A 13,632-nucleotide genomic window follows, 5' to 3' on the forward strand; every position below is an offset into this window, starting at 1 on the left:
CGTCAGGCCCTCAAAACGGGGAAATGATGTTGAAGAACCGGCCGAGCCAGCCTTGCTTGCTCGCGTTCTGCAACGCGCCCTTGCCCGAGTATTCGATATGCGCATCGGCGACCCGGGAGGACAGGATGGAATTTTCCGTGTCGACATCGGCCAGGCGAACGATGCCGGAAAACCGGACCCATTCGTTACCCTGGCTCAGCAACATCTGCTTTTCCCCTTTGACCAGCGCCGTTCCGTTCGGGCGCACTTCGGCAATGGTGACGGCAAGCGTGGACGAAAGGGTGCTCGTCTGGCCGGCCGTTCCCTGACCATTGAACGTCGAGGAACTGGAGGCTTTAAGCGCATCGGCGCTGAGGAAGGAAAAAGGCCCGGTGGTTGGCGGGACCAGTCCCACGTCGCCGCCCTTCTGGCTTTTCGAGTTGACCGCCTTGGTGGCGGTGGTGCTTTCGATCAGCCGGATGGTCAGCGGATCGCCCACGCGGCGTGCGCGATTGCCTTCGTAAAGCGGTGCGTAGCCGGCCGAGACCTGGAAGATCCCGCCGCTGGCCGGCACCGGCTCGGGCACGGCCACGGGCAGGGTGGGCTCGAAGCCGGAGATCTTCTCCTTCTTCTTGGCCAGCGCGGGCGCGGCGCCGAGGCCGAGCACGGACAGGGCAAGCAGCGCGGCTGTGAAAGGCGAACGGACATTCATGGCGATCACAGCGTCTGGTTGGCGTTGCGCAGCATCTCGTCGACCGCCGAGATCATCTTGGAGTTGATCTCGTAGGCGCGCTGGGTCTCGATCATGTCCACCAGCTCCTCGACGATGTTGACGTTGGAGCCTTCGAGCATCCCCTGCTTGATGTGGCCGCGCCCGTTCTCGCCGGCGATGCCGATCTGGGCCTGGCCGCTGGCGCCGGTTTCCAGCATGAAGTTGTCTGCCGCCGCCTGCAGGCCGCCGGGATTGGCGAAGCTGGCGACGGTGATCTGGCCAAGCTGGGCCGCGTCGGTCTGCCCCGCGACCGAGGCCGAGACGGTGCCGTCATCGGAGATCGAGATCGAGGTGGTGCCTTCGGGGATCGTGATCGGCGGCTGGACGATATAGCCCTGCGTGGTCACGAGCTGGCCTTCGGACGAGCGGGTGAAATTGCCCGCGCGGGTGTAGCCGAGCTGGCCGCCGGGAAGCTGCACCTGGAAATAGCCGTCGCCATCGAGCGCGAGGTCCAGCGTGTTGCCGGTGGTCTCCAGCGTGCCCTGCGTCTCGATCCGGGTGGTCGACTGGATGCCGACGCCGGTGCCCAGGTTAAGCCCGGTCGCGTAAGTCGTCTCGTTCGAGGATTGCGCCCCGGCGACGCGCGCGTCCTGATAGGCCAGCGTGGCGAAATTGGCGCGATCGCGCTTGAAGCCGGTGGTGCCGACATTGGCCAGGTTGTTGGCGATGACGCGCATCCGGGCGTCCTGGGCTTCCAGGCCGGTGCGGGCGACGTGAAGTGCGGAACTGGGCATGGTCTTCTTTTTCCTCAGCTATCGATGCGCATCAGGCGCGAGCTGCCTTCGTCCAGCTCGCGCGCGGTCTGGACAAGCTTGGTGCGCAGGTCGAACAGGCGCTGCGCCTCGATCATCTCGACAAGTACTTCCGATGGGTTGACGTTGGACTGCTCCAGCGCTCCGGGCATGACCTTGGCATCCTCGTTCACCGGCAGCACGCCGCCGTTCGGCACGCGGAACACGCCGGCCAGATCCTTCTCGATCTTCGAGCCGGTGGTGCTGACCAGCTTGAGCCGGTCGATCCGCTGCGGCGGCGCGTCGGGCGTCGCCGGATCGGACACCATCACCGCCCCATCGGGCGCGATCGCCACGTTGGCGCCGGGCGGCAACGTGATCGGCCCGTTCTCGCCCAGCACCGGCAGGCCCTCGCCATTCTGGAGCAGGCCCGAGGCGGCGATCGAAAGGTCGCCGCGCCGGGTATAGGCCTCGCCGCCGTCGATCGACTGGACCGCGAGCATGGCATCGCCCTGCATGGCGATGTCCATCTCGCGGCCGGTCTCGATGATGGCGCCTTCCTTCATCGATGCGCCCTTGACCTCGGCGCGGGAGAGCGAGCGCACTTCGAGCTGCGGGCCCTCCAGCGTCATCGGCGTCGCCTGCAGGATCTCGGCGCGGAAGCCGATGGTCTGCGCGTTCGACATGTTGCTGGCGATCATCCGCTCGCGGATCATCGAGGCGTTCATCCCCGAGACGGCGGTGTAGATCAGGCGGTCCATCCGGCGTTACCCTCGTTCGGCTCAGGTGCGCAGGTTGATGACGGTCTGCGAGATCTGGGTGGCCGTATCGATCGCCTTGGCATTCGCCTGGAAATAGCGCTGCGCGGTGATCAGGTTGACCAGTTCCTCGGCGATATCGACGTTCGAACGCTCCAGCGCGCCCGAAAGCAGGCCGCCGTAGACGCCGCTGTCGGGCTGGCCGAACGTGGGCGTGCCCGAAAGGCCGGTGGCCTGCCAGTTCGACGAACCGACCTGCTTGAGCCCGGTGGGCGACGTGAACGAGGCAAGCGCGACGGTGCCGACCACGGTGTTGGTGCCGTCCGCATAGGATGCGCGGATCGTGCCGTCGGTCTCCACGGTGACGCCGGCGAAAGCCGCGCCGGCCGCGTTGGTCGCGGGGATCGCCGATTCACCGGGGGCGCCGGCGGGCGGGGTGGTGCCCGGCGCGAAGAACTGCAGGCGATTGCCGGCGCCATCGTTGATGAAGCCGTTCTCATCGATGCTGAAGCTGCCGTTGCGCGTATAGAGCGTATCGCCCGAAACGACGTTCTTGGTCTGGAAGAAGCCGTCGCCGGTGATGGCCAGGTCCAGCGCGGAGCCGGTCTGCTCGATCGGGCCGATGGTGAAGTTCTGGTCGATCGCCTCGACGGTCGAGCCGATGCCCTGGATCATCTTGGGGCTGGTATAGGCGGTGCCGGCGACGATGTCGGCGAACTCCACGCGCGACTTCTTGAAGCCGGTGGTTTCCGAGTTGGCGATATTGTGCGCGATCACGTTCAGGTCGGTCTGGGCGTTCTTCAGGCCGCTCAGCGAAGTATAGAAGGACATGGCTCAATTCTCCTGCGGGGTGGTGTCGGCCGAGGTATCGGTCGCGGTTTCGGTGGTGGTGGTGGTATCGGTGCCGGTGGTCGTGTCGCCGGCCGAAGCGGCGATGCCTTGCGCCTTGAGCACGGCGTCGAGCTTGCTGGCGATGTCCTTCAGCGTCTCGCCCATCTCGGCGGTGCCGGCGAGCGAGGAGAACTGCGCCATCTGCGCGAGCATTTCCTTCTGGTCCACCGGGTTGAACGGATCCTGCTGCTGCATCTGCACTGTCATCAGCTTCAGGAAATCGGCCTGGCCCAGCGATCCGAGCCCGGTCTTGTTCGTGGTGGTGGGGGTGGTGGCGGTATTGGTGGAATAGCTGCCATAAGTGGAAGTCACGGTCATTTGAGCCTCATCGTCTCGAGCATGAGTTGCTTGGCGGTGGAAAGCGCTTCCACCAGGTTCTGGTACTGGCGCGCGCTTTCCAGCATCTCGACCATCTCCGCGTTCTCATCGACGGGAGCCTGCCAGATATCGCCGTTGGCATCGGCCAGCGGGTGGTCGGGATTGTGCTCGCGGATCGGCGCGGCATCCTCGCGCGTCACGGCCTGGACCTTCACGGTCGCCAGGCCCGAGGCGCGATCGAGATCTTCGGAGAAGACGGCGCGGATCGGGCGATAGGTCGCCTGCTCGCTGCTCGCCACCGTGCCGGCATTGGCCAGGTTGGAAGCCGCCGCGTTCATCCGCACGAGCTGTGCCGACATGCCGCGCTGCGCGAGGTCGAAAAGGGTGAAGGGCTGCGGCATCGTCAGTCGCCCCGGATCGCCCGCGTCACGGTATCGACCCGGCCGCGGATGAACGAAAGCGTCGCCGAATAGCCGACCGCGTTTTCGGAGAAGGCGAGCTGCTCGTTCTGCAGCTCAACGGTATTGCCGTCGAGCGAGGGCATCACCGGCACGCGATAGAGCGTGGCCGCCTCGGCCGCCTTGTCCTCATCGGTGCCGGCCATCGTCGCCTTGAGCGCGCCGGCGAAATCGATGTCGCGCGCCTTGTAGCCGGGCGTCGCGGCATTGGCGATGTTCGAGGCGATCATCCCCATGCGCTGCGATCGCAGTTCCAGGGCCGCCCCATGAATTCCGAACAGGCTATCGCTCATCGGTGTTGCTCCGTCGTGTCCTGTCCTCACGATGAGCAAGGACCGTGCCAAAGCGCGGATTTCCGTTATTTCGCGGGATGGGGGCAGGCCGGCCGGCAAAGCGTTGCCGGAAAGCGGCAAATGTCGTCCGCCGGCTGAATCGAGAATTTTGCCGCCGTTCTACCGTAACGAAGGAGAACCCTGTCCGATGCAAGCCGAACAGCTTTTCGATCCCGTCTCGGCGGCCATCGTCGTCGGTGGCACGCTGATCGCGACCGTGCTGCGCTGTGGCATGGAGGATACCCGCGCCGCGATCGGCGCGATCGGCGGCCTGTGGCAACGCCGCTTCGATGCGGCGCGCGCGCGCGCCGCGCTGGCCACGCAAGTCCGCGAGATCCAGCAGGAGGGGCTGCTGCGCGCCGAACCGCGCCGTTCGGGCGATCCCGAGTTCGACGAAGCCACCGACGCGCTGATCGGGAAGCGCTCGCTCGCCGCGCTCCAGGCCGCGCACGAAGCGCACCGGCGCCGGCGGATCGAGCGCAACATGCAGGCGGTCCAGACGCTGATCCAGGCGGCGGACCTGGCCCCGGTCTTCGGGCTGGCCGGCACGCTGATCTCGCTCAGCCAGCTTCCCCGGATCGGCAGCACGGCCGAAGCCTTCATGGGCGCGATCTCGATGGCGGTGCTGACCACGCTTTACGGATTGCTGCTGGGCAACCTGTTCTTCGCCCCGCTGGCGCGCATCGTCGATCGCGCCGCGCGCGCCGAGGAGCGGGAGCGGCAGAAGCTGGTCGACTGGCTGGAAGAGCAGGTGACGCCCGCCATCCCCGGCGCGCGGCCGCTGGCGGTTGCCGCCGAATGATCACGCTGCGCCCCGGCACCGGCTGGCAGACGATGCTGGCCGACCTGTCGCTGATCCTGTTCATGATTACCGCGGCGGCGCTGTCGAAGACGTCGCTGAAGCCTGCTACCGGCCCGGAACAGCCCGCCGCCGCGCGGTCCGATCCCCGGCCTTCGCCGCAATCGGAGCCGCTGGCGATCTATGTCGCCGCGCCCGGCGCGCCGCCGCTGGCCGAATGGCTGGCGCACCAGCCACGTGACGATCGCCAGCAGCTTACCGTCACCGCGCGCTATCGCCCCGGCGGCCAGGCCGCGGCGCTGGCCGAGGCGGGCCGGCTCGCCGCCGAGGCGGGCAAGGCCGGCGCGGCCGCGCGGATCGTGGTCGAGCCGGGCGAGGGCGCCGCGCGCGCCGTGCTGGCCTTCGACGCTTCGGACGATCTCCGGCAGGAAGTGGCACGTGAATTGCATGGAAATGGGCCAGACGTAGTGACCAGGAAGGACACGCCATGAGCCTCGCGCTGGGCCTGATTTTCGCCGCGGCGACGCCGTTCGCCGATCTCGATACGATCGACCGGCAAGTGGCCGGCTTCACCGGATCGCCGGTCGGCGAGATTGGCGGGGCCAGCTTGCCGGTCGACCGGCGGCTGCGGTTGCAGCCCTGCCGCAATCCGCTGGCGCTGAGCTGGCGCACCCAGATGCGCGAAAGCGTGGTGGTGCAATGCCCCGATCCCGGCGGCTGGCGGCTGTTCGTGCCGGTGCGGCAAGCCGCGCCCGAAGCCGTGGCGGGGCCCGTGATCAATCGCGGCGATGCCATATCCATATCTGTCGCGGGTGAGGGCTTCACGGTTTCTCAACCCGGCGAGGCCATGGAGTCAGGCCAGGTCGGCGCATGGATTCGCGTGCGGCCGGCGGGCGCGGGGCGAACCGGCAACGAGCCGATGCGCGCGCAGATCGTGCGCCCCGGACTGGTCTCCCTGCCGCTGCCCTGAAGGGATTTGCCGGCCATGGCGGCATTTTTCTGCCGCCATTCCCCTTAAAAGTCCCTCCCGATCGCCGTTCTCAGGTCCAGGAAAGACCAAGGAGCGGCATCATGCCACCTATTGAAGTGGGACCTGCACGCGCCATCGGCGCGATCAATGCCAGGCTGGCCCGCAAGGCGGGCGGAGAGACTCTGTCCGGCGCCAATGGTGTTTCGACGGAGAAGCAGGCGGCCCCGGCCGTCGAGAAAAGCCCCGCGCTGGATCCGGGCCCGGCGCCGGTCGATACCGATCGGGTCCAGGTGATCCGCAAGGCGGTGGAGAGCGGCACCTATCCGGTGATCCCGACGCAGATTGCCGACGCGATGATCGCGGCCGGCGTACTCTTGAGGAGCGGCAAGCAATGACCTCGATCGAGCTTCGCGAAGCCCTGCGGCAGATGCTTGCCGTGCTGGAGGAAGAGCGGCAGGCGCTTGCCGGGCTTGACCTCGATGCGATCGTCGGCGCGGCCAATGACAAGAACCGCCTGTGCGGCACTCTGGACGCCGGCGTCGATGGCGAGATCGACGAGGAATGCCGGGGAATGCTCGACGCGGCGAAGCGCCTGAACGAAGTGAATCGGCAGGTTCGCAACCTGATCGCGGCCAATGTCAGCGCGCGGCTGAACGCGCTGACCGGTAGCCCGCAGCTTTACCGGGCCGGTCCGCGCTATGGCTATGCGGGCGGGCGCGCCTGACGCGCGAGCGTCGATAGCGATCTTGGCACGAAGTTTGCTGGAGTTGCCCCGGTAACATTGAAACCGGGAGCTCGACTTGAGCGAGGCGCAAGCGATTGGAACAACGAATGGCGGCGGCACCCATGTGCGCGCCGCCATCGCGCGTGCGGCGCAGGCGACGGGAATCGACTTCCAGTACCTGCTGGCGCAGGCCAAGCTGGAATCGAGCCTGAACCCCACGGCGAAGGCGCCGACATCGAGCGCGGCCGGGCTTTATCAGTTCACCAAGGGCACCTGGCTGGAAACGCTGGACCGCCACGGGGCCGATCACGGGCTCGGCTGGGCCGGCGAGGCGATCGATAATGGTCGCGTGCTCGATCCGGCGATGCGCGCGCAAGTCATGTCGCTGCGCTACAACGCCGATGCCTCGGCCCTGATGGCGGCGGAACTGGCCAGCGACAACCGCGCCCAGCTTGCCACCTCGCTGGGCCGCGAACCCGATGCGGCCGAGCTTTACCTCGGCCATTTCCTCGGCGTCGGCGGGGCCACGACGTTCCTGTCCGCGCTGGCCAGCGATCCGGCGCAAAGCGCCGCCGCGCTGCTGCCCAAGGCGGCGGCGGCCAATCACGGCATCTTCTTCGGCGCCAATGGCGCGCCGCGCAGCGTTTCGGGCGTGATGGACCTGATGCGCGCCAAGGTCTCGTCCGCGATGGAAGGCGGCGACGCGGGGGCCTGGGCGGTCGCGGATGGCGGGCCTGACTTCGCCACCGGCGCGCCGTCGGCCCTGCCGGACTATCCGATGGGGCCGGTCGCCCGCGAATTCCACGCCGCGCAAGCCGCAGTGCCGCAAGTCGCCACCCGCTCGATGGCCGAAACGCTGCAAGCCTCGTTCGGCGCGGCCGGCAACGCCGGAATGCCCGCGCACGTGCGTGATGCCTATGCCAAGCTTTCGAGGTTCAACCTGTGATCTTCCTCGAGAAAGCGCCCAATCCCTCGGCGCTGGCGCTGCCCGCCGGCATCCTGGCGTTGATCGTGCTGATGATCGTGCCGGTCCCCGCGACCGTGCTCGACATCTCGTTCGTGCTCAACATCGCGCTCTCGGTCGCCATCCTGATGGCGGCGATGAATGCGCAAAAGCCGCTCGATTTCTCCTCGTTCCCCTCGGTGCTGCTGTTCGCGACCCTGCTGCGCCTGGCGCTCAACGTCGCATCCACCCGCGTCGTGCTGGTCCACGGGCATGAGGGCGAGGCCGCCGCGGGCAAGGTGATCGAGGCGTTCGGTGCCTTCCTGATCGGCGGCAACTTCGCCGTCGGCCTGTTCGTCTTCATGATCCTGATGATCATCAACCTGGTCGTCGTCACCAAGGGCGCGGGGCGCGTCTCGGAAGTGTCCGCGCGCTTCACCCTCGATGCCCTGCCCGGCAAGCAGATGGCGATCGACGCCGATCTTGCCGCCGGCCTGCTCACCGCCGACGAAGCCAAGGCCCGCCGCCGCGAAGTCGCCACCGAGGCGGACTTCTACGGCTCGATGGACGGCGCCAGCAAGTTCGTGAAGGGCGATGCGATCGCCGCGCTGCTGATCCTGGGCGTCAACATCATCGCCGGCTTCTGCCTGGGCATGATCAGCCATGGCCTGTCGGCCGGCGAAGCGGCGCAGGCCTATGTCACGCTGGCGATCGGCGACGCGCTGGTCGCGCAAGTGCCCTCGCTGCTGCTGTCGATCGCGGCTGCCGCCATCGTCACCCGCGTGTCCGACAGCCGCGACCTTGCCGGGCAGATCGGCGGCCAGTTCGCCGCGCCGAGCACCTGGCTGCCGGTCGCGGTGGTGCTGGGCGCCATCGGCTGCATTCCGGCCATGCCGCAGACCGTGTTCCTGCCCGCCGCCGGCCTCGCGCTGTGGCTGTGGCACACGCTGAAGAAGCGGGTCAGCCGGCCGCCGGTGGTGATCGAGGAGGTGGCGCCGCCGCCCGATCCCTCGCGCATCCTGCTGGAGGACGTGTCCGATCACACGCTCGTCACCATCGAACTGGGCTATGGCCTGGTCCAGCTGGTCGACGACCGGCGCGGATCGCCGCTGATCGCGCGGATCACCGGGGTGCGCAAGCAGCTCAGCCAGTCGTTCGGCTTCATCGTGCCGCAGTTCCGCGTGCGCGACGCGCTCGATATGCCGCCGCACGATTACCGCATCCTGCTGGGCGGCGTGGTGCTGGGCACCGCCTCGATCCGGGCCGACCGGATTCTCGCGATCGACGCGGGCGAGGCGCGGCCCAACCACACGCTGAAGGGCGAGACCACGCGCGATCCCAGCTTCGGCTGCCCGGCCTTGTGGATCGAGCCTTCCGCGCGCGACCATGCCATCGCCGAAGGGTTCCTTACCGTCGATGCCGGCACCGTCATCGCCACGCACCTGAACCAGCTCCTGTCCGAACGGCCGCAGGAGCTGCTCGGCCCGGACGAGGTCAAGGCGCTGCTCGATGCGATGAAGGAGCATTCCTCGGGCCTGGTCGAAACGATCTATCCGCAGCCGCTCTCGCTCGCCGCGATCACCCGGCTGCTGCGCGCGCTGCTGGAAGACGGCATTCCGATTGGCCATCCGCTGCCGATCCTCACCAGCCTCAGCCGCGCGATCCAGCAGACCGTCGATCACGAGCGGCTGATCGAGCTGCTGCGCGCCGATCTGGGCGCGCTGATCGTCGGGCGGATCTGCGCGCCGAACGAGCGGCTGCCGGTGCTGACGCTCGATGCCGGGCTCGAAGGGGCGATCGTGCAGGGGATGCACGATCCCGTCACGGGCCAGCCGGTGATCGAGCCCGATCTTGCCCGCATGATCGGCGAACGCATTACCGCGCTCACCGAGATGCGCGGGCCCAACGCGATCCCGCTGGCGCTGGTCGTCCAGCCGCGCGCGCGGCGCGCGCTGGCGGCGCTGCTGCGGCTGCGCGTGCCGTCCTGCCTGGTCCTGTCGATCGCCGAGCTGCCCGCCGCGCAGCCCATCGAGGTGATCGACGTGATCGGCGCCCCGCAACCGCACCACCAGGCCCCCGGCCTGCCTTACCCCGATGCCGTCGACCCAGCCGAAAGCATGGCCGCATGAAGCAAGACCACACCCAGTTCACCCCTTCGGCCAACCCGCAGGCCCGCCGCATCGCAGGCGCCTATACCGGCGACATCGCCGACCGGGTCCGGCGATTCCTGCCGATGGTCCGCCGCCTGGCCTGGCATGTCCACGGGACGGGGCGCCCCGGCATCGAGCTGGAGGATCTGATCCAGGCGGGGCTCGTCGCGCTGACCGAATGCGCGCAGCGCCATCAGGGGCCGGGCGAGGACGGCTTTGCCGCTTATGCCAAGATGCGCGTGCGCGGCGCCATGGTGGACCTGATCCGCCGCACCGTGCCGATGTCGCGCGGGGCGGTCGAGCGGCGGCGGCAATTGCGCGAGAAGGAACAGGAACTGCGGGGCGCCTTCGGCCGCGATCCCGATTCGCACGAACTGGCCGAGGCCATGGGGATCGACGAGACGGAACTGGCGAACCTGCGCGACGCCAGTATGCCGCTGCGTTTCGATTCGATCGACGATATCTACACGGACCACGACATGGCCTATGCCGCCGACACACCCGACAGCCTCACCCTGCTGGCGGACGAGGAATTGCGCGAATCGGTGGCCGGGGCGATCGCCGAATTGCCCGAGCGGCTGCGGCTGATCGTCCAGCTCTATTTCGTCGAGGAACTGAACCTGTCGGAAATCGCGCAAGTGCTGCAAGTCAGCATCCCGCGCGTCCACCAGCTCAAGGCGCAGGCGCTGGCCAAGCTGCGCGAGGCGCTGGAAGGCGTGGCCGACATCATCTGAGCGAGCGCCCACGGGGATACACCCCGTGGCGCGGCTTCGCGGCCTCCTTCCCCGGCGGGAGGAGGATGTGGGTTGCGGGCGACCGGCCCTAGGAAGTCAGCGCGCTGTCCGCCGCGATCACGCCCCAGATGCGCTCGCCGGTGGAAGTGTGCAGCTCGAACGGCAGGATGATGCCCGATGCGCCGATGAACGATCCGTAGATCGTGCCGGCATAGCCGTTGGTCCCGGTAAACGTGCCGGCCTTCAGCGTTGCGCCTTCCTGGGTGAGCGTGGCCGTGCCACTGATGAGCTGCACCGACTGCCGGCCGGTCAGGTCAAGGAACGGGCCCTTTTCCTGCGGATCGGCCAGCGTGGCGAACTGCATCTGCACGGTCGCCTTCTTGTTGGCGGCATCGAGCGCCACGGTGCCGTGGCTGATCAGCAGCAGGCGCTGCGAGGTCGTGCCGCGGGCCAGGCCGTCGGCATAGCCGTAATAGGTCTTGGTGCCGGTGGTCGGAACGTTGCTGGGCGCAAGGCCGGCGGCGAATACGCACACGGTCGTGTCCGAATAGGTGCCCAGCGTCACCGATGGCGCGGCGAATCGGTCCTTGCGGATGAAATCGAGCTGCTTGGCGCCGCTCGCCAGCCAGGTCAGCGCATGGTCGGAGGCGCTGACCCGGTTCGCGGGGGTGAAGTTCACCGCCGTCGCGCTCTCGACCGAGACGTCGAAGGTGTCCGCCGCCTTGTAGAGAATCTTGGCGATCTTCACCGTGGTGTCGGTCGATTCGGTGATGTTCGCGAGCAGCCCGGCTTCGTTGCGCACCGGCTTGCCGCTGCAGTTGAGCAGCGCGTTGAGCACGCCGTTGATGTTCGCGCCGGCGAGGTTGGCGTCGGTTTCCGGCGGCGGGCCCGTGGGAGTCGGGGTCGGCGTGGGCGTGGGCGAGGGGGTCGGCGTCGAGGTGGGCGTCGGCGTGGGGCTCGAATTGTCGTCGCCACCGCAGGATGCCAGCCACAAGGTGCTGGAGAGGAGCGCCGCCGTCGCCAGCAGTCGTGTCTTCATCGTGCGATACTCCATGCTCGCTTGCCGGCGCCGGCCTGCAAGGCGTTGAGCCCGCGTCATATGGTCCGGCCGGCACAAGCGCAAGCGGCTCACGCGCCGGCAGCGGTCGGCGGAGCCATTCGTTAACCTTTTGTTGCTTCGGCGCCGCTAGGGATCACGCCATGCGCCTCGCAACGATAACGAATTGGGCTTACGGGGCGACGGTCGCGCTCACCCTGGTTTCCGGCACCACGATGCTTCTGGCGTCGAACGCCCAGGAGCATGAACGCGCGGCGGTCGCGCAACGCTATGCTCTCGATCAGGCAACCTCGCGGCTGGGGGCGGACGTCTACGCGCTGACCGACCATGCGCGGCAATATCTCAACACTGGCGATCCGGCCGATCGCCTGATCTACAACCGCAATGCCGCCGTGCTGGCTTCCGTCGAGGAGCGCATCCGCCACATCCGCGATGCCGGCGCCAGTCCGCAGGAGCTGCAGGCGCTCAAGGACGCGATCCGCTGGGCGGACACGCTGCACGACGAGCAGCGCGAGGCGATCGCCGCGTTCGACCGGGGCGACGAGGCGCTGGCGCGCAAGTTGCTGTTCGGCGCCGAATATGGCCGCGAGCTGGACCGGGTGCAGGCGCTGATCGATCGGTTCCAGGACCGGCTGGACCGGCGGACCGAAACGCTGGTGAACGAGGCGACCGAGGCCGCCCGGCTGTGGAAGACCCTGTCGGAGATCGTGCTGGCCATCACCGGGCTGCTGTTCCTGTGCGTGCTCTATTTCGTGTTCAAGCGGCGCGTGCTGCGGCCGGTGATCAAGCTGAGCGACGTGGTCAATCGCCTGGCGGCGCAGGACTACGCGGCCGAGCTGCCCAACCTGACGCAGATCGACGAGATCGGCGATATGGCCGAGGCGATCGGCATCTTCCGCGAGAACGGCCTGGAACGCCAGCGGCTTGAGGCCGAACGCGATGCCGACAGCAATATCCGCGACCTGCTTTCGCGCATGACGCAGCGGATGCAGGGGTGCGATACCCTGGCCGATCTTCGCGAAGTGGTGTTGCGCTTCATCCCGGAAATCGAGCCGGCCCGCGCCGGGCGGCTCTATCTGCTCGACCGGAAGCGCAACACCGTGGTGGAGCAATGCAGCTGGTTCGAGCCGATCCATTCGCGGCCCGAATTCTCCCCGGTGGCCTGCTGGGCCTTGCGCCGGGGCCTGCCGCATCGGCCGACCGGCGGAAAGATCGACGTTCCGTGCGATCATCTCGCGCTGGAGGGCGATGCCTATCCCGATTCGCTGTGCCTGCCGCTGATGGCGCAGCGCGAAACGCTGGGCCTGCTCTATTTCGAGCCGCGCGGCGGCGTCGCGGCGGCAAGCCCGACTTCAGAGATCTACCTGGGGATGCTGGCCGAGAACATCAGCCTGGCGCTGGCCAACCTGCGGCTGCGCGATACCTTGCGCGAGATGGCGATGGTCGATGGCCTGACCGGCCTTGGCAACCGGCGCCGGCTCGACGCGGTGCTGGGGGACGAGCTGGGCCTGATGGGGCAGCTGGGCGCGACGGTCAGTTGCCTGATGATCGATGTCGATCACTTCAAGCGGTTCAACGACGTGTTCGGCCACAAGGCGGGCGATGCCGTGCTGCAGAAAGTGGGCGCGGTGCTGACCGGGGCCACGCGCGAGCCCGGCCTGGCCTTCCGTTATGGCGGGGAGGAATTCCTGCTGCTGCTGCCCGGCCTCGATGCGGACCTTGCCCTGGCCCGGGCCGAGGAGATCCGTGCCACGATCAACGCGCTGAACATCAGTGTCGGGGGCGAGGATCTCGGCTCGGTCACGGTCTCGATCGGCGTTGCCAGCGCGCCCGAGCACTGCCCCTTCGCCCGCCTGACGTTGACCGCGGACGCGGCGCTGCTCCATGCCAAGGCGCGCGGCCGCAACCGGGTGGAGATCGCGGCGCGGCGCAGCGGGGATATGACTGCCCGGCGGCAACTGGCCTGAAAGCGGGCTGGTGCCGCCTTGCGCCCGGAGGCGCACTGGAAAACACCCC

17 protein-coding genes are annotated in these 13,632 nt (G+C 67.9%); 9 read left to right on the forward strand and 8 right to left on the reverse strand.

Features of this window, described 5'->3' with window-relative positions; genetic code table 11:
• Positions 1-10: 10 nt before the first annotated feature.
• From PYV00_RS05375 to flgB, 7 genes are read right to left on the reverse strand one after another with little or no spacing between them, the layout of a single operon-like run.
• Entirely contained in the window at positions 11-691 is a 681-nt protein-coding gene (locus PYV00_RS05375; RefSeq protein ID WP_275227246.1) for a flagellar basal body L-ring protein FlgH, read from the reverse strand.
• A 5-nt stretch (positions 692-696) separates the two neighbouring features.
• Positions 697-1,485: a flagellar basal-body rod protein FlgG gene (flgG, locus tag PYV00_RS05380; protein WP_275227248.1), complete on the reverse strand. Its 789-nt coding sequence runs from the start codon at positions 1,483-1,485 to the stop codon at positions 697-699.
• Between the two features lie 14 nt (positions 1,486-1,499).
• Positions 1,500-2,243, reverse strand: coding sequence for a flagellar basal body rod protein FlgF (locus PYV00_RS05385; RefSeq protein WP_275227249.1), 744 nt, complete (start codon positions 2,241-2,243; stop codon positions 1,500-1,502).
• 21 nt (positions 2,244-2,264) lie between these two features.
• Positions 2,265-3,071 (reverse strand): flagellar hook-basal body protein, encoded by an 807-nt coding sequence (locus PYV00_RS05390; RefSeq protein WP_275227250.1) that lies wholly within the window; start codon positions 3,069-3,071, stop codon positions 2,265-2,267.
• Between the two features lie 3 nt (positions 3,072-3,074).
• On the reverse strand, positions 3,075-3,449 hold the full coding sequence (locus tag PYV00_RS05395; protein WP_275227251.1) for a flagellar hook assembly protein FlgD: 375 nt from the start codon (positions 3,447-3,449) through the stop codon (positions 3,075-3,077).
• Positions 3,446-3,850 (reverse strand): flagellar basal body rod protein FlgC, encoded by a 405-nt coding sequence (gene flgC / locus PYV00_RS05400; RefSeq protein WP_275227252.1) that lies wholly within the window; start codon positions 3,848-3,850, stop codon positions 3,446-3,448. Before flgC ends, PYV00_RS05395 begins: the two co-directional genes overlap by 4 nt.
• 2 nt (positions 3,851-3,852) lie before the next feature.
• The gene (gene flgB, locus PYV00_RS05405) at positions 3,853-4,200 is read right to left on the reverse strand and encodes a flagellar basal body rod protein FlgB (RefSeq protein ID WP_275227253.1); all 348 of its coding nucleotides are present in this window, start codon (positions 4,198-4,200) and stop codon (positions 3,853-3,855) included.
• 187 nt (positions 4,201-4,387) lie between these two features.
• Here flgB and PYV00_RS05410 point away from each other — a divergent pair, with 187 nt between their 5' ends.
• The 8 genes from PYV00_RS05410 to PYV00_RS05445 all read left to right on the forward strand — a co-directional run bounded on the left by PYV00_RS05410 (position 4,388) and on the right by PYV00_RS05445 (position 10,559).
• Positions 4,388-5,041 carry a MotA/TolQ/ExbB proton channel family protein gene (locus PYV00_RS05410; RefSeq protein ID WP_275227254.1) on the forward strand — a complete coding sequence of 218 codons (654 nt, stop codon included), beginning with the start codon at positions 4,388-4,390 and terminating at the stop codon, positions 5,039-5,041.
• Positions 5,038-5,529, forward strand: coding sequence for a hypothetical protein (locus tag PYV00_RS05415; RefSeq protein WP_275227255.1), 492 nt, complete (start codon positions 5,038-5,040; stop codon positions 5,527-5,529). The genes PYV00_RS05410 and PYV00_RS05415 overlap by 4 nt, the downstream gene beginning before the upstream one ends.
• On the forward strand, positions 5,526-6,008 hold the full coding sequence (locus PYV00_RS05420; RefSeq protein ID WP_275227256.1) for a flagella basal body P-ring formation protein FlgA: 483 nt from the start codon (positions 5,526-5,528) through the stop codon (positions 6,006-6,008). Before PYV00_RS05415 ends, PYV00_RS05420 begins: the two co-directional genes overlap by 4 nt.
• A gap of 101 nt (positions 6,009-6,109) precedes the next feature.
• Entirely contained in the window at positions 6,110-6,403 is a 294-nt protein-coding gene (locus PYV00_RS05425) for a flagellar biosynthesis anti-sigma factor FlgM (RefSeq protein WP_275227257.1), read from the forward strand.
• Positions 6,400-6,732: a flagellar protein FlgN gene (locus PYV00_RS05430; protein ID WP_275227258.1), complete on the forward strand. Its 333-nt coding sequence runs from the start codon at positions 6,400-6,402 to the stop codon at positions 6,730-6,732. Before PYV00_RS05425 ends, PYV00_RS05430 begins: the two co-directional genes overlap by 4 nt.
• A 124-nt stretch (positions 6,733-6,856) precedes the next feature.
• On the forward strand, positions 6,857-7,678 hold the full coding sequence (locus PYV00_RS05435; RefSeq protein WP_428981609.1) for a transglycosylase SLT domain-containing protein: 822 nt from the start codon (positions 6,857-6,859) through the stop codon (positions 7,676-7,678).
• Between the two features lie 71 nt (positions 7,679-7,749).
• A complete protein-coding gene (locus tag PYV00_RS05440) occupies positions 7,750-9,804 on the forward strand; it encodes a flagellar biosynthesis protein FlhA (RefSeq protein WP_275227534.1) in 2,055 nt (684 codons plus the stop codon).
• Positions 9,801-10,559: a sigma-70 family RNA polymerase sigma factor gene (locus PYV00_RS05445; RefSeq protein ID WP_275227260.1), complete on the forward strand. Its 759-nt coding sequence runs from the start codon at positions 9,801-9,803 to the stop codon at positions 10,557-10,559. The genes PYV00_RS05440 and PYV00_RS05445 overlap by 4 nt, the downstream gene beginning before the upstream one ends.
• A gap of 88 nt (positions 10,560-10,647) precedes the next feature.
• On the opposite strand, the gene PYV00_RS05450 is transcribed toward PYV00_RS05445, so the two are convergent.
• Positions 10,648-11,598: a hypothetical protein gene (locus PYV00_RS05450; RefSeq protein ID WP_275227261.1), complete on the reverse strand. Its 951-nt coding sequence runs from the start codon at positions 11,596-11,598 to the stop codon at positions 10,648-10,650.
• Positions 11,599-11,759: 161 nt separating this feature from the next.
• Here PYV00_RS05450 and PYV00_RS05455 point away from each other — a divergent pair, with 161 nt between their 5' ends.
• Positions 11,760-13,583 carry a diguanylate cyclase gene (locus PYV00_RS05455; protein WP_275227262.1) on the forward strand — a complete coding sequence of 608 codons (1,824 nt, stop codon included), beginning with the start codon at positions 11,760-11,762 and terminating at the stop codon, positions 13,581-13,583.
• Positions 13,584-13,632: the final 49 nt, after the last annotated feature.

Source organism: Novosphingobium album (ex Liu et al. 2023) (assembly GCF_029076845.1).
Taxonomy (GTDB): domain Bacteria; phylum Pseudomonadota; class Alphaproteobacteria; order Sphingomonadales; family Sphingomonadaceae; genus Novosphingobium.

Coding starts and splice junctions, on each gene's coding strand:
- flgG (WP_275227248.1), bottom strand. CDS start 1,485: ATGCCCAGTTCCGCACTTCACGTCGCCCGCACCGGCCTGGAAGCCCAG.
- PYV00_RS05425 (WP_275227257.1), top strand. CDS start 6,110: ATGCCACCTATTGAAGTGGGACCTGCACGCGCCATCGGCGCGATCAAT.
- PYV00_RS05420 (WP_275227256.1), top strand. CDS start 5,526: ATGAGCCTCGCGCTGGGCCTGATTTTCGCCGCGGCGACGCCGTTCGCC.
- PYV00_RS05415 (WP_275227255.1), top strand. CDS start 5,038: ATGATCACGCTGCGCCCCGGCACCGGCTGGCAGACGATGCTGGCCGAC.
- PYV00_RS05430 (WP_275227258.1), top strand. CDS start 6,400: ATGACCTCGATCGAGCTTCGCGAAGCCCTGCGGCAGATGCTTGCCGTG.
- PYV00_RS05410 (WP_275227254.1), top strand. CDS start 4,388: ATGCAAGCCGAACAGCTTTTCGATCCCGTCTCGGCGGCCATCGTCGTC.
- PYV00_RS05455 (WP_275227262.1), top strand. CDS start 11,760: ATGCGCCTCGCAACGATAACGAATTGGGCTTACGGGGCGACGGTCGCG.
- PYV00_RS05390 (WP_275227250.1), bottom strand. CDS start 3,071: ATGTCCTTCTATACTTCGCTGAGCGGCCTGAAGAACGCCCAGACCGAC.
- PYV00_RS05445 (WP_275227260.1), top strand. CDS start 9,801: ATGAAGCAAGACCACACCCAGTTCACCCCTTCGGCCAACCCGCAGGCC.
- PYV00_RS05440 (WP_275227534.1), top strand. CDS start 7,750: ATGATCGTGCCGGTCCCCGCGACCGTGCTCGACATCTCGTTCGTGCTC.
- PYV00_RS05450 (WP_275227261.1), bottom strand. CDS start 11,598: ATGAAGACACGACTGCTGGCGACGGCGGCGCTCCTCTCCAGCACCTTG.
- PYV00_RS05385 (WP_275227249.1), bottom strand. CDS start 2,243: ATGGACCGCCTGATCTACACCGCCGTCTCGGGGATGAACGCCTCGATG.
- flgC (WP_275227252.1), bottom strand. CDS start 3,850: ATGCCGCAGCCCTTCACCCTTTTCGACCTCGCGCAGCGCGGCATGTCG.
- PYV00_RS05375 (WP_275227246.1), bottom strand. CDS start 691: ATGAATGTCCGTTCGCCTTTCACAGCCGCGCTGCTTGCCCTGTCCGTG.
- PYV00_RS05395 (WP_275227251.1), bottom strand. CDS start 3,449: ATGACCGTGACTTCCACTTATGGCAGCTATTCCACCAATACCGCCACC.
- flgB (WP_275227253.1), bottom strand. CDS start 4,200: ATGAGCGATAGCCTGTTCGGAATTCATGGGGCGGCCCTGGAACTGCGA.